At 33.5% G+C, this 18024-nt stretch carries 13 protein-coding genes; 12 read left to right on the plus strand and 1 reads right to left on the minus strand.

The features are described from left to right. Positions 1-2 precede the first annotated feature (2 nt). From I2F89_RS13780 to wecB, 7 genes are all read left to right on the plus strand, one after another. A complete protein-coding gene (locus tag I2F89_RS13780) occupies positions 3-1313 on the plus strand; it encodes a nucleotide sugar dehydrogenase (protein WP_229078141.1) in 1311 nt (436 codons plus the stop codon). A 1-nt stretch (position 1314) separates the two neighbouring features. Beyond that, the gene (locus I2F89_RS13785) at positions 1315-2301 is read left to right on the plus strand and encodes an NAD-dependent epimerase/dehydratase family protein (protein WP_195514513.1); all 987 of its coding nucleotides are present in this window, start codon (positions 1315-1317) and stop codon (positions 2299-2301) included. Continuing rightward, a complete protein-coding gene (locus I2F89_RS13790; RefSeq protein ID WP_195514514.1) occupies positions 2288-3376 on the plus strand; it encodes a glycosyltransferase in 1089 nt (362 codons plus the stop codon). The genes I2F89_RS13785 and I2F89_RS13790 overlap by 14 nt, the downstream gene beginning before the upstream one ends. Before the next feature lie 139 nt (positions 3377-3515). Beyond that, a complete protein-coding gene (locus I2F89_RS13795) occupies positions 3516-4634 on the plus strand; it encodes an O-antigen polymerase (protein WP_195514515.1) in 1119 nt (372 codons plus the stop codon). Between the two features lie 51 nt (positions 4635-4685). After that, positions 4686-5909 (plus strand): hypothetical protein, encoded by a 1224-nt coding sequence (locus I2F89_RS13800; RefSeq protein ID WP_195514516.1) that lies wholly within the window; start codon positions 4686-4688, stop codon positions 5907-5909. Further along, on the plus strand, positions 5910-7322 hold the full coding sequence (locus tag I2F89_RS13805) for a hypothetical protein (RefSeq protein ID WP_195514517.1): 1413 nt from the start codon (positions 5910-5912) through the stop codon (positions 7320-7322). Then, a complete protein-coding gene (gene wecB / locus I2F89_RS13810; RefSeq protein ID WP_195514518.1) occupies positions 7301-8437 on the plus strand; it encodes a non-hydrolyzing UDP-N-acetylglucosamine 2-epimerase in 1137 nt (378 codons plus the stop codon). Before I2F89_RS13805 ends, wecB begins: the two co-directional genes overlap by 22 nt. Before the next feature lie 83 nt (positions 8438-8520). Here the strand turns inward: wecB and I2F89_RS13815 are convergent, their stop codons facing one another. After that, a complete protein-coding gene (locus tag I2F89_RS13815; protein ID WP_023519859.1) occupies positions 8521-9222 on the minus strand; it encodes a Crp/Fnr family transcriptional regulator in 702 nt (233 codons plus the stop codon). Between the two features lie 459 nt (positions 9223-9681). Here I2F89_RS13815 and arcA point away from each other — a divergent pair, with 459 nt between their 5' ends. The 5 genes from arcA (at position 9682) to I2F89_RS13840 (ending at position 17723) form a co-directional block, all read left to right on the plus strand. Further along, complete coding sequence (arcA, locus tag I2F89_RS13820; protein WP_062805084.1) at positions 9682-10911, plus strand: arginine deiminase; 1230 nt, start codon at positions 9682-9684, stop codon at positions 10909-10911. 105 nt (positions 10912-11016) lie between these two features. Next, a complete protein-coding gene (argF, locus tag I2F89_RS13825) occupies positions 11017-12036 on the plus strand; it encodes an ornithine carbamoyltransferase (RefSeq protein WP_010735175.1) in 1020 nt (339 codons plus the stop codon). 113 nt (positions 12037-12149) lie between these two features. Next, a complete protein-coding gene (gene arcC, locus I2F89_RS13830) occupies positions 12150-13103 on the plus strand; it encodes a carbamate kinase (protein ID WP_010735176.1) in 954 nt (317 codons plus the stop codon). Positions 13104-13639: 536 nt separating this feature from the next. Continuing rightward, positions 13640-15331: an arginine--tRNA ligase gene (gene argS / locus I2F89_RS13835; RefSeq protein ID WP_195514519.1), complete on the plus strand. Its 1692-nt coding sequence runs from the start codon at positions 13640-13642 to the stop codon at positions 15329-15331. 355 nt (positions 15332-15686) lie between these two features. Next, positions 15687-17723, plus strand: a complete 2037-nt coding sequence (locus I2F89_RS13840) for an EndoU domain-containing protein (RefSeq protein ID WP_161642515.1) — start codon at positions 15687-15689, stop codon at positions 17721-17723. The last annotated feature ends 301 nt before the right edge of the window (positions 17724-18024 follow it).

Here is an 18024-nt window from a genome sequence, read left to right on the forward strand (position 1 = left end):
GAATGATAGATATTTATGAAAAAATAACTTCAAAAAAAGAAACGATATCTGTAGTTGGCTTGGGCTATGTAGGTATGCCAATAGCAGTAGCTTTTGCAAAAAAAGTAAATGTTATTGGTTTTGATTTAAATATAGATAAAATACAGCTTTACAAAAAAGGAATTGATCCTACTAAAGAAGTTGGAAATTCTGAAATAAAAAAAACTAACGTTGAATTTACAAGTAACCCCCTAGATTTAAAAAAAGCAAAATTTCATATTGTAGCAGTTCCCACACCAATTAATACAGACCATACTCCAGATTTATCTCCTATAAAATTAGCAAGCGAAATTGTTGGTCAAAATTTAGTTAGAGGTTCTATAGTCGTATTTGAATCTACTGTCTATCCCGGTGTAACAGAAGAAGTTTGTATCCCTATACTTGAAAAAGAATCTGGACTAAAATGTGGACTTGACTTCAAAGTAGGATATTCTCCTGAAAGAATAAATCCTGGAGACAAAGAACATAAACTTGAAAACATAGTTAAAGTAATATCAGGTATTGATGAAGAATCTTCAAATATAATTAAAAGAATATATGAACTCGTAGTAGATGTAGGTGTATATAAAGCACCTACAATAAAAGTAGCAGAAGCTGCAAAAGTAATTGAGAATTCTCAAAGAGACATAAACATTGCTTTTATGAATGAGCTCTCAATAATATTTGGTAAAATGGGAATTGATACAAAAGAGGTTTTAAAAGCAGCAAGTACAAAATGGAATTTTTTAAATTTTAATCCTGGACTCGTTGGTGGGCATTGTATTGGTGTAGATCCTTACTATTTAACGTATAAAGCTGAACAATTTGGATATCACTCACAAGTTATTTTGGCCGGAAGACGAATTAATGATGAAATGGGAAAAGTTATAGCTGAAAATGCAATTAAATTAATGATAAAAAATGGTAAGGATGTTTCTAAAGCTAAAATTGGAATTTTTGGATTTACTTTTAAAGAAAACTGTCCAGATACTCGAAATACTAAGGTGATAGATATAGTAAATGAATTGAAAGAGTATATGATAGATGTATTAGTATTTGATCCAGAAGCAGATCAATCAGAAGCAAAAAATATTTATGGAATTGAATTATGTAATGAAAATCAAATGTTTGACTTGGACTTAATTATAGTCGCAGTAAACCATGAATTTTTTGTAAATAAATCAAACGAATATTGGTTTGAAAAACTTAAAGGTAAAAATATCATAATGGATGTTAAAGGTATATTAAATAAAGAGACAATGGAACAAAATAAGGTGGCTTATTGGAGGTTATAAAATGGAGAATAGTGATGTATTTTTTCCGGAAAATAGTAAATTTTTAGTTACAGGTGGAGCTGGTTTTGTAGGTAGCAATCTGTGCGAAGCTATTTTAAATCTAGGGTACAAAGTTCGATGCTTAGACAACTTATCCACAGGATTCTATGAAAATATTAAACCATTGCTTGATAAAAATAATTTTGAGTTTATTGAAGGATCAATTACAGATTTTAATATTTGTGAAAATGCTTGTAAAGATGTAGATTATGTCTTACATCAAGCCGCTTGGGGAAGCGTACCAAGAAGTATTAAGATGCCATTGTATTATGAGGAAGTTAATATTAAAGGTACTCTAAATATGATGGAAGCAGCTGTAAAAAACAATGTTAAAAAATTCGTTTATGCGTCAAGTTCTTCAGTATATGGGGATAGCTCAACAATGCCTAAAACAGAAGGCAGTGAAGGTAATTTGCTTTCTCCTTATGCTTTAACAAAAAGAACTAATGAATACTATGGTAAACTGTATTCAGATTTGTATGGGCTAGATACCTATGGACTGCGTTATTTTAATGTGTTTGGGAGAAGACAAAATCCAGAGGGAGATTACGCTGCTGTTATACCGAAGTTTATAAAAGGGCTTATTGAAGACGAAGCACCAATAATAAATGGTGATGGTACACAAAGTCGTGATTTCACGTATATAGATAATGTCATTGAAGCTAATTTAAAAGCTTGTGCAGCCTCAACTGTCTATTCTGGAGAATCATTCAATATAGCTTTCGGACAACAAAAATCATTATTGTTAGTATATGAAACACTATGTAATCTTTTGAATAAAAACATCTCTCCTAATTTTGGACCAGAGAGAAAAGGAGATATTAAGCATAGCCACGCTGACATTAGTAAAGCAAGAATGATGTTGAATTACAGTCCAAAATGGAGTTTTGAGCAAGGGATCGAAGCTTCACTAAAATGGTATATGGAGTATTACAATGAAAAAAATTAGTATATATGTTAGGAATTCACAGATAACACCATCTAGTTATTATAGGATAATTCAGTATGTTAGTGACTTAAGTAAATATTACGATATCAGTATAAAAGAAGGTGTAGATAGCGCTTTTTATAGTAAAATTTTAAGCAATAAAAAACTCAAAAAAAAAATTTTACTACCTTTTTTTTATTTTATATTGCAAATGAACTTGTTCAAAAATTTAATGAAAGACATTTTTTCGTATAAACCAAACATTATTTTTATATCTAAAACTTTTAGTCCAAAATATACTCTCCTCTTAAATAAATTTTTGATATTAATCTTAACAAAAAGAAGCCAAATTATTTGGGATTTTGACGATGATATAATCAATTCTAAAGAGATTTCTTATTTTCAAAAAGAAATTCTATTAAGAAGATCTAGTAAAATAATTGTTACACACAATTTGTTAAAAAATACTGTACCTAAAAATTTTCAAAATAAAGTAGTTAAACTTCCAACTACAGACGGAAGTTTAATATTTAAAGATACGGATAATGTAAAGAATATAAGATTAGGTATTTACAATGAAAAAATCAATATTGTATGGGTAGGCACTCATTATAACTTGTCTAATTTGAATATACTAGCACCCAGCATTGATAAACTTGCTAGAAATAATCAATCAAAAAAAATAAACCTAATTGTAATTTGCAATAAAAAATACAATTATAATTTTAAGTATGCAAACTTAATTAATAAACGTTGGAAACGTGAGGAAGTAAAAAAAATTTTATTAAAAGCTCATATAGGTGTAATGCCGCTTGAGGAGAACGAATATAATAGCAAAAAAGGTGGATTTAAAATTATACAATATCTATCGTCGGGGATTCCGATAATTGCTTCTAATGTAGGAATAAACAAAGATATTGTAGGTGATGATTCAGGTTATGTTGTGAATGATGATTGGGAGAGCCCTTTACAAAAGCTTGCTTTTGATAAAGCTAATTGGGAAAATAAATCGGAAAGTGCAATCATTAGATATAATCTACATTATTCATACGATAATAACTTGTCTAAACTATTAAGACTATTTGAGGTAAGCTAATATGGTAATATTTTTTTTAACATTGTTTATATTATCTTTATTATTTTCAAAGCTATTTATAGGTGAAATATTTACTCCTTTTTCAATATTTTTATGTAATTATTTTCTGTGTTTAACATTATTTTTTGGTAGTTCTTTTGTGAATAAAGATATTTCTCATTCAGGTTGGTTAATATTAAGCATATCTTTAGTAGTTTTTGTACTTGGCAACATATTATATATATCTATGCCTAAAAAAAAGAAAGAATTCAGAGGATATAACCAAGACAAAATAAGATCTATTTTATTTAAATTCAGCCAAGTAACCTTTATTTTAAGTTTATTGGGTTTCATATCTTATTTAATTGTTATACAACAAAAAGTTGGATTGTTGAATACAATTTCAGATCCTAATTTACTAAATTTAGCAATTAGTGAAGATACTATATCTATAAATATGATTAGTTTGATCTTTTTTAAACTTAGCTTCCCGAATTCAGGAATATTACTTCTTCAATATCTTGAATTTGGAAAGAGTAAAAAAATATTATTTTACTGGATTATTTCTGTTCTGGTTAACATCTCAGTAAAAAGAAATGTTTTGTTTTATATCGTAATATATAATTTAGTTATTTACTTATTTAATAACGCGAATAAGAAAAAAAGTATATTAAAAATAAAAGAATTAGTGCTTCTATCAATCAGTTCGTTCGGAAGTATATATATATTCCAGTTTTTACAAAAAAAATTGAATAAAGAGTCTTTACTTTTTAAACCTGAAATATTTTTTATTCCAATTTCCACAAGTTTTGCTACTAGTTTATTGTATTATATTGGAAATCCAATATCGTTTTCAATATATATGTCTGATATATCTGATTACAGTAAACAAGTTCCCTTTTTAGGAATAACATTTCGATTTGTATATAAAATAATATACGGACTTTTTGGGAAAACCTATGATGACTCTTTTTTAGCTTTAAAATTTGTAAACACTCCGTACCCGTTTAACACTACTTTTTCACAATATTATATTTATTTAGAAGGTGGGATATTATGGCTTATAGTATTTTATTTTCTGTTAGGATTTTTTTCAATACGTAGTTATTTATTATTCATTCAAAGAAAAGACTATATCTCGCTAGTTAATCTAAGTTTTATTTTAGTTTTTATGATATTTAGTATTAGAGAGTATTTACCGATACTATTAGATTTTTGGGTATTTCTATTCTATTTATTCTCGTTAACTACAATAATAAAAAGAAAGTGTAGAATTTAAATGAAGATATTACTTATAACAGCTGCATTCCCTCCAGTTGGAGGGTCGCATATGCAAAGAATGCTAAATCTCGCTAATTATCTAATTGAAGATGGTCATGAAGTAAATGTTATAGCATATAAACCGAGTGATGACTACCCAAATATAGATATTAATAGCATTAAGGATGTGTCAAAAAGAATCAAAATATGGTACGTACAAGAAGGTTTTTTGCATAGGAAAATAAGAAATAAAGTAGTAATTAGTCAATCTAATGACTTAAATAAATCAAAAACTAAAAAATTCAAAAAAGTATTATTTAATTATAGAAAAAAAATGTTAATACCGGATCCTTTAATAGATTGGTTACCTGAAGTAATTAAGTATGAAAAACGGTTTAAAATAGTTGAACAAATAAAACCGGATTTGATTATTAGTAGCTCAATGCCTAATACGGCTCATATTATTGGGTATCAACTTTCAAAAAAATATAAAGTACCTCTGATGATGGACTATGGTGATCCATGGACTTATGAGGTGTCAATCGAAAGAGGAATAGTACGCCGAAATATAGATTATTTTATAGAATCAAGAATAATTAAGCATTCCCAAATGATTACTGTGGCAACAGAAAATACAAGAATGTTATATATAAATAAATTTAAAGTACCTGAAAGTAAAATTAGTACATTTATGATGGGGTATATTCCTACACAAAAGCTAATTGCTAATAAAGAAACCTCATACTCGCCTAAAATTTCTTTCATTTATGGAGGTATGCTAAATCCAATTCATAGAAACCCAATCCCATTTATTGAGGCTATAAATAATTTTAGTAGTTTTGATGTTGAATGTAAATTTCGGACAAATGTATCTAAAGATTTGATAGAAAAATTTACAAATACTAAATCTTTAGTTCGTGTGGAACCGTTAATTCCTTTTGATCAGTTTATAGAAGAATTATATGCTGCAGATGTACTCGTACTATTTGGCAATAGTACACCTATTCAAATTGCGGGAAAAGTATTTAATTATATGAGTACTGGAAAGCATATATTATATATAAAAAATATGCCCAAAGACATTCATGATCCCGTAGAAAAAATAATGGAAGAGTATGGTAATTCAACTATCGTTCAAAACAATAATAAAGAAATATACAAATCTATTTTAAATCTAATCGACCTAAAAAAAAATGGTGACCTAAAAATAAAGCATTCAGAAAAAATTGATAAATATACCTGGGAGTCACAAGTATTCTTATTATCACGAAATATTAGGAGAAAATTTACTTAAATGAAAAAATTATTTATATTAAATCTTTCTTATGCTTTTATAGCCAATATAATAGTTTTAGTGTCATCTACTATAATAACTTTATTGCTACCAAAATTTATGGGAATAGAAAACTATGCGTATTGGCAACTGTATGTATTATATACAACGTATACAGCTTTTTTTCATCTTGGGTGGAATGATGGTATTTATTTGGAATCCGGAGGAGTAGATTATTCAGATTTAAATAAAAACAATCTATTTTCTCAGTTTATTCTACTAATTTTTCTTAACATTATTTTAGTACTTATTGTTAATATAGTCTGTTTATTTAACGTTAATATCAATGAAGAAAAACTACTGATTTTACGATTAATGACATTTTCTACTTTGATCACTGTTCCAAGGGGATTTTTAATGTCGATCTTGCAGGCAACGAATAGAATTAAGGAAAATTCTTTTATTACAATATTAGAGAAGGTTGTTTTTATTACTTTTATCATAGTTATTATTATTTTTAATATTAACAATTTTTATTTTTTAATATTCTGTGACATAGTCTCGAAATTATTTTCATATGTATGGATTATTTACATTTGTCGAGACATAGTTGTCAGAAAACTATCTTGTTTTTCTGTTCAAATAGTGGAGATAATTCAAACTATATTTAGTGGGATGAAAATATCAATTGCCTATATAGCTAGTACCCTAATTGTGAATACTATACGTTTGTTTATTGAAAAAGGTTGGAGTGTAGTGGTTTTTGGGCAGATATCTTTAATCCTTAGTCTCTCTAATTTGGTAACAGTTTTTGTAAATTCAATAGGTTTAGTAATATTTCCGATTATTCGAAAAAAGAAAAATAGCGAGTTAGTATATTTGTATCAAAATTTTAGAAATATTTTTACCGAAGTTTCTCTCCTAGGACTATCAATTTATTTTCCATTGAAATGGGTAATGGAGTTTTGGTTACCGAACTATAGTGAAGGGCTTAAGTACCTACTTATTTTATTTCCTATCTGTATCTTTGATGGGAAAATGGCCATGATATTTACTACGTTTTTCAAATCATTAAGAAAAGAGAATACACTGTTAATGATTAATATTGTGACATTAATTTTTAGTGCTATATTGTCTTTTATATTTAGTATAGTATTAAGAAATTTATTATTATCTGTGATGTTAATACTTATTGTATTGGCATTCAGAAGTGTTATTTCTGAAATATACCTATCTAAAATTTTAAATATTAAATATTTAAAAAATATTGCTACTGAATTACTTATCGTTTGTTGGTTTCTCATAGTTTGTTTGAATTTTGATTTACTTAAAGGATTTTTTATATATAGTATCAGTGTTTTTATGTATTTAATTGTAATAAGAAATTCATGTTTGAAAAGGATGATATATGAATGGAAAATCAAAAAAAAATAATGATGATTTTCGGTACCAGACCTGAAGCAATAAAAATGTCACCTTTGGTAAAGCAAATAGAAGGTGATGCACGTTTTGAGTCAATCGTTGTAGTTACTGCACAACATCGCCAAATGTTAGATCAAGTATTAGATGTTTTTGAAATTAAACCAGATTATGATCTTGATATAATGAAAGAACGACAATCTCTTAATGAAATTACCGGAAATGTTTTGAAGCTTTTAGATGAAGTCTTACTAAAAGAAAATCCGGATATTGTTTTTGTACATGGGGATACGACTACTACATTTGCGGCATCTTTAGCAGCTTTTTATCGACAAATTCCTATCGGACATGTTGAAGCTGGATTAAGAACTTGGGACAAATATTCACCTTTCCCAGAAGAAATGAATCGACAAATGACTGATGTATTGGCTGATGTCTACTTTGCCCCAACGAAAGAAAGCAAGCAAAACTTATTAAAAGAAAATCATTCTGAAAAAGAAATTTTTGTAACAGGTAATACTGCAATAGATGCAATGAAATATACAGTTCAAAATGATTATCATCATGAATTAGTAGATTTAATTGGTGAGCGACGTGTAATCTTGGTGACAATGCATCGAAGAGAAAATCTTGGTGAACCAATGACTAATGTTTTTCAAGCGATTAATCATATTGTTGAACAGTATGAAGATGTCGAAATCATTTTCCCTATTCACAAAAATCCAGTTGTACGTCAAAATGCGCAGAAGACACTTATTAAATCCGAACGTATTCACGTCATTGAACCGTTAGATGTTGTTGATTTTCAAAATTTTGCTAAACGCTCATTTTTAATTCTATCTGATTCAGGTGGAGTACAAGAAGAAGCACCTTCATTAGGTGTTCCTGTATTAGTTTTAAGAGATACTACTGAGAGACCAGAAGGTGTGTCAGCGGGTACCTTAAAAGTAGTTGGAACAGAGAAGGGAAAAGTCATTAGAGAAGTAGAAAAGTTGTTGGATAATGAAGAGGAATATCTACTAATGGCTAAAGCAAAAAATCCATATGGAGATGGTCATGCAAGCGAAAGAATCCTTAACGCCACAGCTTATTATCTTGGTATCACAAATGAGAAGCCAGAGGAATTTTAGTATTTAAAAAAAACAGTCCAAATACCTTGTCAATAACAAGGGGGTTGGACTGTTTTATTATTTGTATATTACTATCATAAACTTCACTCCCGCCAGCCCGGTGTCACTGCCTCCTTACAAAACGTGAACCGCTTCTTATCATAATTCACCAAGCCGGAATCTTTCAGCTGTTTGATCACCTGTCCGGCGGTTTCACGAGTGGTCCCGCTATTGACTGCTAGTTCTTTCAACGTGATTGGATAGGGGATCGATATATGACCGTCTTCTGTAGGGATTCCTAATTCTTCTTTTAAAACAAATAGGTTTTGTTTCACTCGGTCAAATGCACTGGAGGTCAAGCCGATTTGAATGCGTAGTTCGTGCATCTGAACGACTTTTCCTAACTTTTGGATCATGTAAATCAATTGATTGGGGTTGTTTTTGACGATTTTTTCATAACAAGCTACAGGAAAATAAAAAGTCTCGATATCTGTCATGGCTTGTGCTGTATACGTATAAGGTTCTTCTTCAAAAATACCAGACATTGGAAAGAGATTATTTGCTGTGACATAATCATAGTAGTAATAAGTCGCACTTTCGTCATAACGCTCTAAACGGATCAATCCTTCTGTTAAGACATAGAAACGTTGCCGCTCATCTCCTTCATCAAAAAGCACTTGTCCTTTCTTATATGAACGTAGGACAGTCTGCTCTTTGATTTCTTCAAATTCCTCATCAGTAAAGTGTTCAAAATCAGGTTGATATCTGAGTTTAGAAAAATGATAATCGATTTTATTTACACGCATGAACATCCCTGCTTCCTATTATTCTTTAATTCTATTGTGACTTCTTTTATTTCTTTTGTAAAGCCATAATACATTCCGAGAAAAGCTATATTTTGTAAAAAATCAATTGCGTTTGTTATTATGTAGGATTTATACAAAACAGATGAATATAATTTGATGAGTGATCATAAAAGTGTATAAAAAACAAATAATATACATAAAGTAAACGCTAACAACCTTAATTTAAATGGGATTTAAAAATATACAGAAAAATTTTTTTGATGAATAAAAATTTTTTTGATAGAGTTTTCAGTATAAAAAAAAGAGAAATTATTAATAAAAGATGCAAAAATGTGTAATTATTTAATTAAGCTTTAATAATGAGAGATTCTTCTCATTTAAAATGCGAGAAAAGCATGAAAGTGATTACAAAAGCAGTTTATTCTAAGTATGTAATCAAAACGAAGGAGGCAACACAACATGGATAAACCGATTCACGTTTTCTCTGAGATAGGAAAGTTAAAGACAGTATTATTAAAACGACCTGGTCAAGAAGTTGAAAATCTAACACCTGATATTATGGATCGTTTGTTGTTCGACGACATTCCGTATCTACCGATTGCACAAGCTGAGCATGATGAATTTGCACAAGTGCTCCAAAGTGAAGGCGCTGAAACATTATATTTAGAAAAATTAGCGGCTGAAGCAATCGATGCAGGTAATGTCAAAGAGGAATTTTTAAATAAAATGTTAGATGAATCTTTTATTGCATCTAATGCTGTTAGAGATGGTCTTCATGAGTTCCTTCTATCAATGGAAACTCAAGATATGGTAGATAAGATCATGGCGGGTGTCCGTACAAAAGATATCGATGTGAAATCACGTAGTTTATACGATTTATCATCTGATGACGACTATCCATTCTACATGGACCCAATGCCAAACCTATACTTTACAAGAGACCCTTCCGCATCAATGGGAAATGGGATGACAATCAATAAAATGGCATTTGAAGCGCGTCGTCGTGAGTCAATGTTCACAGAATACATTTTGAACCACCATCCACGTTTTGCAAATAAAGGTGTTGACGTATGGTTGGATCGAGAAAATCCAGATCATATCGAAGGTGGGGATGAATTGATCCTTAGTGACACAGTTGTCGCTGTTGGTATCTCACAAAGAACAAATGCAAAAGCGATCGAGCGTTTAGCACGTCACTTATTTGCGAAAAACGCAGGATTTGAAAAAGTCTTGGCAATCAAGATTCCGAATAATCGTGCGATGATGCATTTAGATACAGTATTTACAATGGTTGACCATGACAAATTCACGATCCACCCAGCAATCCAAAGTAAAGAAGGAAAAATGGACGTCTTTACAATCGAACAAGCTGGCGATGATATCAAAATTTCTCATTCAGATGATTTACAAGAGTCATTGAAATCAGTTCTAGGTTTAGATGATCTTGTATTGATCCCAACAGGTAATGGCGATGCGATCGTTGCACCTCGTGAACAATGGAATGATGGCTCAAACACATTAGCGATCGCTCCAGGGGTTGTAGTTACTTATAATCGTAACTATGTATCAAACGAATTATTGAGAAGCTACGGCATCAAAGTATTGGAAATCACTTCAAGTGAATTGTCACGCGGTCGTGGCGGCCCTCGTTGCATGAGCCAACCGTTAGTTCGTGAAGATTTAAAATAGTTTATTCCTGATGGCAGTCACTGTCAGCTGCCATCAGATTTCCTCTTAATACCAAGTACTTTATGTACTATCAAATAGAATACAATTTTAAAGGAGAATGTTCATATGAAAGAATCAGTATTTCAAGGAAGAAGTTTATTAGCAGAAAAAGATTTTACAAAGGAAGAGTTACAATATTTGATCGACTTTTCTCAACACTTGAAAGATTTGAAAAAACGTGGCATCCCACATCATTACTTAGAAGGAAAAAATATTGCATTACTATTTGAAAAAACATCAACACGTACTCGTGCAGCATTTACAACTGCAGCAATCGATCTTGGTGCGCATCCTGAATATTTAGGTGCGAATGACATCCAATTAGGTAAAAAAGAATCTACAGAAGATACTGCCAAAGTATTAGGTAGTATGTTTGACGGAATCGAGTTCCGTGGTTTCAGCCAAAAAATGGTGGAAGAATTAGCTGAATTCTCAGGCGTACCTGTATGGAATGGTTTAACTGATGAATGGCACCCAACTCAAATGATCGCTGACTTCTTAACGATCCAAGAAAACTTCGGTAAAGTGGAAGGCATCACAGTTGCTTATTGTGGCGATGGACGTAACAACATGGCGAACTCATTGTTAGTAACAGGTGCGATCTTAGGAACAAACATGCGTATTGTTGCACCAAAAGAATTACAACCTGAAGAAGAAATCGTGAAAATGGCTGAAGAGTTTGCAGCGAAATCAGGTGCACAATTAATGATCACTGACGATGTTGCTAAAGGGGTTGACGGAGCAGACGTTCTTTACTCAGACGTTTGGGTATCAATGGGTGAAGAAGATAAATTTGAAGAACGTATCAAATTATTGAAACCTTACCAAATCAATATGGATATGATCGAAAAAACAAACAATACAGATCGTTTGATCTTCTTACACTGCTTACCAGCCTTCCATGATACGAAGACAGTTTACGGTGAACAAATGAAAGAACGCTTCGGCATCACTGAAATGGAAGTAACAGACGAAGTATTCCGCAGTAAATATGCACGTCAATTTGAGCAAGCAGAAAACCGTATGCACTCAATCAAAGCAATCATGGCAGCAACACTAGGAAACTTATTCATTCCTCGTGTGTAACAACTAACAAGTAAATAATCAAAACGAGTCAGCGTGAGGATCGTTCAGAAAGAACGCTGGCTTGTTTTGTCATCGGTAAAATTCAGAATGTTCTGAAAGAAAGGGAGATAGACATGGCAAACAGAAAAGTGGTTGTTGCATTAGGCGGAAACGCGATTTTATCAACAGATGCAAGTGCAAAAGCACAACAAGACGCATTGATGGAAACAGCAAAATACTTAGTGAAATTTATTGAACAAGGAGATGAATTGATCATCTCACATGGTAATGGTCCTCAAGTTGGAAATTTGTTGATCCAACAACAAGCGGCTGATTCAGAAAAAACACCGGCAATGCCATTAGATACATGCGTGGCGATGACGGAAGGTTCAATTGGCTATTGGTTGCAAAATGCGATGGGCGAAGTGTTGAAGGAAAAAGGAATCGATAAAGATGTCGTTTCTTTAGTGACACAAGTCATCGTTGATGAAAATGATCCATCGTTCAAAAATCCAAGCAAACCAGTTGGACCTTTCTATACAGAAGAAGAAGCGAACGATCAGATGAAAGCAGACTCTTCCGTAACATTCAAAGAAGATGCAGGACGTGGTTGGCGTAAGGTCGTTGCTTCTCCAAAACCAATCTCAATCAAAGAAGCTCGTGTCATCCAAACATTAGTGGAACAAGGCGTGATCACCATTTCTGTAGGTGGTGGCGGTATTCCAGTAGTGGAAACTGCAACAGGTCTTGAAGGAAAAGAAGCCGTGATCGACAAAGATTTTGCTTCTGAAAAATTAGCAGAGATCATCGGAGCAGATCTACTGATCGTGTTGACGGGTGTCGATAATGTCTATGTGAATTATCAAAAACCTGATCAAAAGAAACTAGAAACAGTTGGTGTCTCAGAAATGAAACAATACATTGCTGAAAACCAATTTGCTCCAGGAAGCATGTTGCCAAAAGTGGAAGCAGCGATTGCCTTTGTTGAGGCTCGTCCTACTGGGAAAGCAATTATTACTTCCTTAGAAAATATTGAGAATCTATTAGCTTCAGAAGAAGGAACGATCATTGTTGCTGATGAAGCGTAAGAAACTTTTTATCGTTTTACCATGACCATGTGTATAAAATGTCCAGTTGGTTTTTAATCTCCTTTAGACCTCCTGGACATTTTAGGTTGTGAGAAAAGCACTTTGACCTGAGCAATAAGATAGAAAATCAGAAAATAGTATCTCATATTTTTTGATTTTTTAGCTTGTTGTTGAAGGTCAGCTTTTCGAACACCGTTTATTTATGAAGAAAACTCTAGCCAGTCGATTGGATATCTGCTATAATTCAATCAAGTTAAATAAGAGCAACGTTTGCTGAACAAGAGAGTAATTGGTGTCATTTCGTTCAAAGCGAGTCTGGGTAGAGTGGAAGCCGGACGGACAAATCCCAATGAAGCGCACTTGGAGAACTCTGTCTTTGACAGACGGTCGTCTACCGATATCAGATCGAGCAGGTCCTTTTTTAGGACAATTGGAGTGGTACCGCGGGAATTCTCGTCTCTAGTAAATTCATAGGAAATATGGATTTGCTAGAGATTTTTTTGTTTTACAGCAAACAATATGTAGGAGGAAAATAAATGAATAACAAAGATGTTGTTGCAAAAGCACTATATGAAGTAGTACAAGATGACTTGACATTGGAGCAAGTCGCACAATTACTTGAAAATCCAAAATCAGCGGACCATGGAGATGTCGCATTTCCCACGTTCTCTTTAGCAAAAATCTTCCGCAAAGCACCACAACAGATCGCAGCGGATCTTGCTGAGAAAATCGATGCAACAAATTTTGAAAAAATCGAAGTCGTCGGACCATACTTGAACTTCTTTATGAACAAAGAGATCATTAGTAAGCAAGTGTTAGCTACAGTAGTAAAAGAAAAAGAACACTATGGTGATAGCACGATCGGTAACCAAGGAAGCCTGCCTATCGATATGTCTTCACCAAACATTGCAAAACCAATTTCAATGGGTCACTTACGTTCGACAGTAATCGGAAACTCAATTGGCTTTATTATGGAAAAATTAGGCTACCAACCAGTACGTATCAACCATTTAGGAGACTGGGGAACACAATTTGGAAAACTGATCGTTGCCTACAAAAAATGGGGATCTGCTGAATCTGTAAAAGCTGAACCAATCAATGAATTATTGCGTCTATATGTCCAATTCCACGAAGAAGCTGAAACACAACCTGAATTGAATGATGAAGCTCGTTCTTGGTTCAAGCGTCTAGAAGAAGGCGACGAAGAAGCGATGGAGTTATGGCAATGGTTCCGTGACGAATCAATGAAAGAATTCAACAAGATCTATGACTTGTTAGAAGTTCGTTTTGATTCATTGAACGGGGAAGCTTTCTACAATGACAAGATGGATGAGATTGTCGAATTACTAGAAGAAAAACATCTCTTACAAGAAGACAAAGGTGCAGAAATCGTTGACTTATCTGCTTATGATCTAAATCCTGCCTTGATCAAAAAATCAGATGGTGCGACACTTTATATTACGCGTGATTTGGCAGCTGCACTATACCGTAAACGTACGTATGATTTCAGTCAATCACTATACGTAGTTGGTAATGAACAAAGTTATCACTTTAAACAATTGAAAGCTGTCTTGAAAGAACTAGGCTTTGACTGGTCAGATGATATGCACCATATCCCGTTTGGTTTGATCACACAAGGTGGTAAAAAACTATCTACACGTAAAGGAAAGATCGTTTTACTAGAAGAAGTATTGAATGAAGCAATCGACTCAGCGAAACAACAAATCAGTGAAAAGAATCCTGATTTGGAAAACAAAGATGTCATCGCAAAACAAGTCGGTGTTGGTGCTGTTATTTTCCACGATTTAAAAAATGATCGTTTGAATACCTTTGACTTCAATTTAGAAGAAGTGGTTCGTTTTGAAGGGGAAACTGGTCCTTATGTCCAATATACTCATGCTCGTGCGATGAGTTTATTAGACAAAGCAGGTTTTGTTCCTTCTGAAGATCAAGCTTATGCGTTGAATGATGAAAATAGTTGGGAAGTCGTGAAGCTTGTACAGAAATACCCTGAAACAGTACTTCAAGCGGGTGAAAAATATGAGCCATCGATCATTGCAAAACATGCGATCAAACTGGCACAAGCATTCAATAAATACTATGCACATACAAAAATCTTAGCGGACGATGACCAAAAAGATGCGCGCTTAGCGTTAGTTTATGCGGTAACTGTTTTACTAAAAGAAGACTTACGTCTATTAGGATTACATGCACCAGATAAAATGTAAAAAGTTTCATTGCTCAATGATTTTCTGAAGAGAAATCTAAAAGTTATTTATCAGTCAATAATCCATTGCATATTTACAATTGAATTGATTTTTATCTAGAAGGTTCTCTTTTAGAAACGAGCCAAGTCGGGATTTGAAAAAATCCCGGCTTTTTTGATGTATTTTTGGTACGGCATACATTTTCATAGTTGTTTTATGTTGAATTGTACATACAAAAATTTTTATGAATAAATAATTGAATTTCCTTTTCTTATTTTAGAAAAAGTCGTTTCATGAGAATCTTCACTTTTTGTTAAGCGCTTTCTTTTCTTGCGGTATACTCTCGGTGTAAATAAAAAAGAAAAGGAGTGGAAAAATGAAAGTGAAAAAGAAATGGTTCTCGTTGTTGATGGTTGTGATGTTGTTGTCGTCGGTTTTCCAACCGACACTCTTAGCCTTTGCGAGTGATCGATCCTTCAGAGAAGCGATCTCGCGTCCGGCTGTTGAGATTGATTTAAGCGGCACTTCGCAAGCGAAAGATGAAAAAACATGGAACGAATGGGCAAAACTCCGAGGATTTACGGATACTTTGACTGCCGAACATAACGTATTTGATAATTTGGTTCTAGCGGATTATTTAGACATGATGGAAGGGCCAAGTACGTTACCCCTCAGTGCACGGTTTGCTCGTTCAAAAATTGCACCGATCATCCAAGCTACCGCCTTTGCTGAATTTACCCGACCCTACTTAAAAGAATCGTCCAAAGAGATGGCTGTCAGTCAGTTGTATCGGGTGACCTCCACCAATATCTTAAGACAATCGATCAGTTTACTTGGTGACGCCATTGATGCGCCCGAAGATCCGATTGAGATTTATCCAACCACTAAAATCGAGTTGGCTAGTTGGATTTCAGTCCAAAACCAGTTTCTCGAATACATAGAAACGACCCCCGACTTATCTGGATATGAGATGCGAACTGGCACAGACGGTGTGAGCAGATTGTTCGTGCCGAAAAGCACAAACAATCAAAGTCTGTTAGTTTATCCAGATACTTCACTGAATGAATACTTACCGGGAAATGAAAAATTACCTCCGCGGATCGGCGCCCTGAAACAAATCAATTTTTCTCCATATAATGGTCCAGGAACACCCTATGTCAATGTGACCATGAGCTATACCGCCTATGACCATCGTCAACAATTATATACACAATATGATGTTCGTGGCATCACGATTCCCATGGAGACGGACTTTGATACATTTTTAGCAGAAATCGCCACACCTGAACAAGCCTTGGAACTGGTCAAAGAATATTCTTCGGTCCAATTCGGGGCAGTAGACCTAACAGATGTCGATTCCGTCAATGAAGTCGGAAAAGAAATCACCCGTCAGATGATCGATGAGCGGGATGCGCTGATTGATCAATTGCCTGATACGTTTCAGACCAATCTATTCCGGATCGTAGCGAAAGCCAATGACAAGGAAGTTGTCATTAATCGGGAAGGTGAATTTGTGTATCGGGGAACGCAAGAAATTGTTCCCTTAGATCAAATCGACATCGGCTTTAACCAAGAAGTCATCTATACGATCCGCAAAGTGCAAAGCTTTTTCGGTATCTATTGCAACTACTATGCGTTAGCCGATGGCTTGTTTGATGAAGAACGCACGAATGCCTTACCAAGAAGTCTAGATGAAACCACCATTGCAGCGATTTCTGAAGTCGGTGGCAATGTATTGAAGAATTTACCAAATTACGAAAATACCGACTGGGTCATCAAACAGTCCCAAATCCAGCTCGAAAAAACAGACATCTTACTTATCATTATGTGCTTACCGTTGTCTGAAATGTTTTCTGTCTTACGAGCAGTTGAATCCGAAGAAGTCTTCGTAACAGCGATCGAAGTCGAAGAAGCTGAAGCCGCTCGCGTATTGGAAGCGGAAAAGGCTCTGATTACCAAGGGCTGTCCAAATGAAGCCTTAGTAGAGAAGTTACCAACTACTGAATTTTATAACCGCAAGTCGTTGCGACATGTGGCAGGAGAGGTGAGACCTGGGAGAAGTGGCAATCCTGAAATCACAGGTGCCCATTCGAGACATCCTGATTTTTATAGCCCAGACAGTGGAGTAGTTTATGAACCAACTGGGGCGGTGGTGGAAGGACGACCTTTTGAGGCGGATGTTAAGTATGATGGGAAATATAAGAATACAAAATCTACTGTTTTTCCAGACAGCTGGGATGCAGAGAAAATTACGAGTGAAGTAGAACAAATTGTAAGGCAAAAAAATTTTGACTCTCCTGGAAACCATACTTTTAGTGGTGAGAGTACAGCTGGATTTGAGATAAAAGGAAATGTAAATGTTAAAATGAATGGTAAAATAACCGTGGTATCAGCATATCCCATTTTAAAATAAATATATACTCTGAAGTAAAAGATTTTCTAATGACATGGGTGAATAAGAAACGCAGATGTGGGACTTATTAATTAACTATAAAAAGACTAATGTCAAAACTATTTTTTAAGCTTTGATATTGGTCTTTTTATTTATAGGAATCTATTTAAAGTTTTTTTCCAAGCCTGCTTAAACCTCTTTCTTTATATTCATTAATTTTTTTTTGAAACATTTCAGGTGTATATACATTACGCCAATAATATAAATTGTTCTGTTGATATTGATAGATGATAGCTAAAATTGAATTATTCAATTGTTCGCT

This window comes from Enterococcus sp. 1001283B150225_161107_E12 (assembly GCF_015556925.1).
GTDB lineage: Bacteria > Bacillota > Bacilli > Lactobacillales > Enterococcaceae > Enterococcus_B > Enterococcus_B mundtii.

Excerpts from the sequence above, each read along its gene's own strand:
- I2F89_RS13780 (WP_229078141.1), top strand. The coding sequence starts at position 3 with ATGATAGATATTTATGAAAAAATAACTTCAAAAAAAGAAACGATATCT.
- I2F89_RS13785 (WP_195514513.1), top strand. The coding sequence starts at position 1,315 with ATGGAGAATAGTGATGTATTTTTTCCGGAAAATAGTAAATTTTTAGTT.
- I2F89_RS13790 (WP_195514514.1), top strand. The coding sequence starts at position 2,288 with ATGAAAAAAATTAGTATATATGTTAGGAATTCACAGATAACACCATCT.
- I2F89_RS13800 (WP_195514516.1), top strand. The coding sequence starts at position 4,686 with ATGCAAAGAATGCTAAATCTCGCTAATTATCTAATTGAAGATGGTCAT.
- I2F89_RS13805 (WP_195514517.1), top strand. The coding sequence starts at position 5,910 with ATGAAAAAATTATTTATATTAAATCTTTCTTATGCTTTTATAGCCAAT.
- wecB (WP_195514518.1), top strand. The coding sequence starts at position 7,301 with ATGGAAAATCAAAAAAAAATAATGATGATTTTCGGTACCAGACCTGAA.
- I2F89_RS13815 (WP_023519859.1), bottom strand. The coding sequence starts at position 9,222 with ATGCGTGTAAATAAAATCGATTATCATTTTTCTAAACTCAGATATCAA.
- arcA (WP_062805084.1), top strand. The coding sequence starts at position 9,682 with ATGGATAAACCGATTCACGTTTTCTCTGAGATAGGAAAGTTAAAGACA.
- argF (WP_010735175.1), top strand. The coding sequence starts at position 11,017 with ATGAAAGAATCAGTATTTCAAGGAAGAAGTTTATTAGCAGAAAAAGAT.
- arcC (WP_010735176.1), top strand. The coding sequence starts at position 12,150 with ATGGCAAACAGAAAAGTGGTTGTTGCATTAGGCGGAAACGCGATTTTA.
- argS (WP_195514519.1), top strand. The coding sequence starts at position 13,640 with ATGAATAACAAAGATGTTGTTGCAAAAGCACTATATGAAGTAGTACAA.
- I2F89_RS13840 (WP_161642515.1), top strand. The coding sequence starts at position 15,687 with ATGAAAGTGAAAAAGAAATGGTTCTCGTTGTTGATGGTTGTGATGTTG.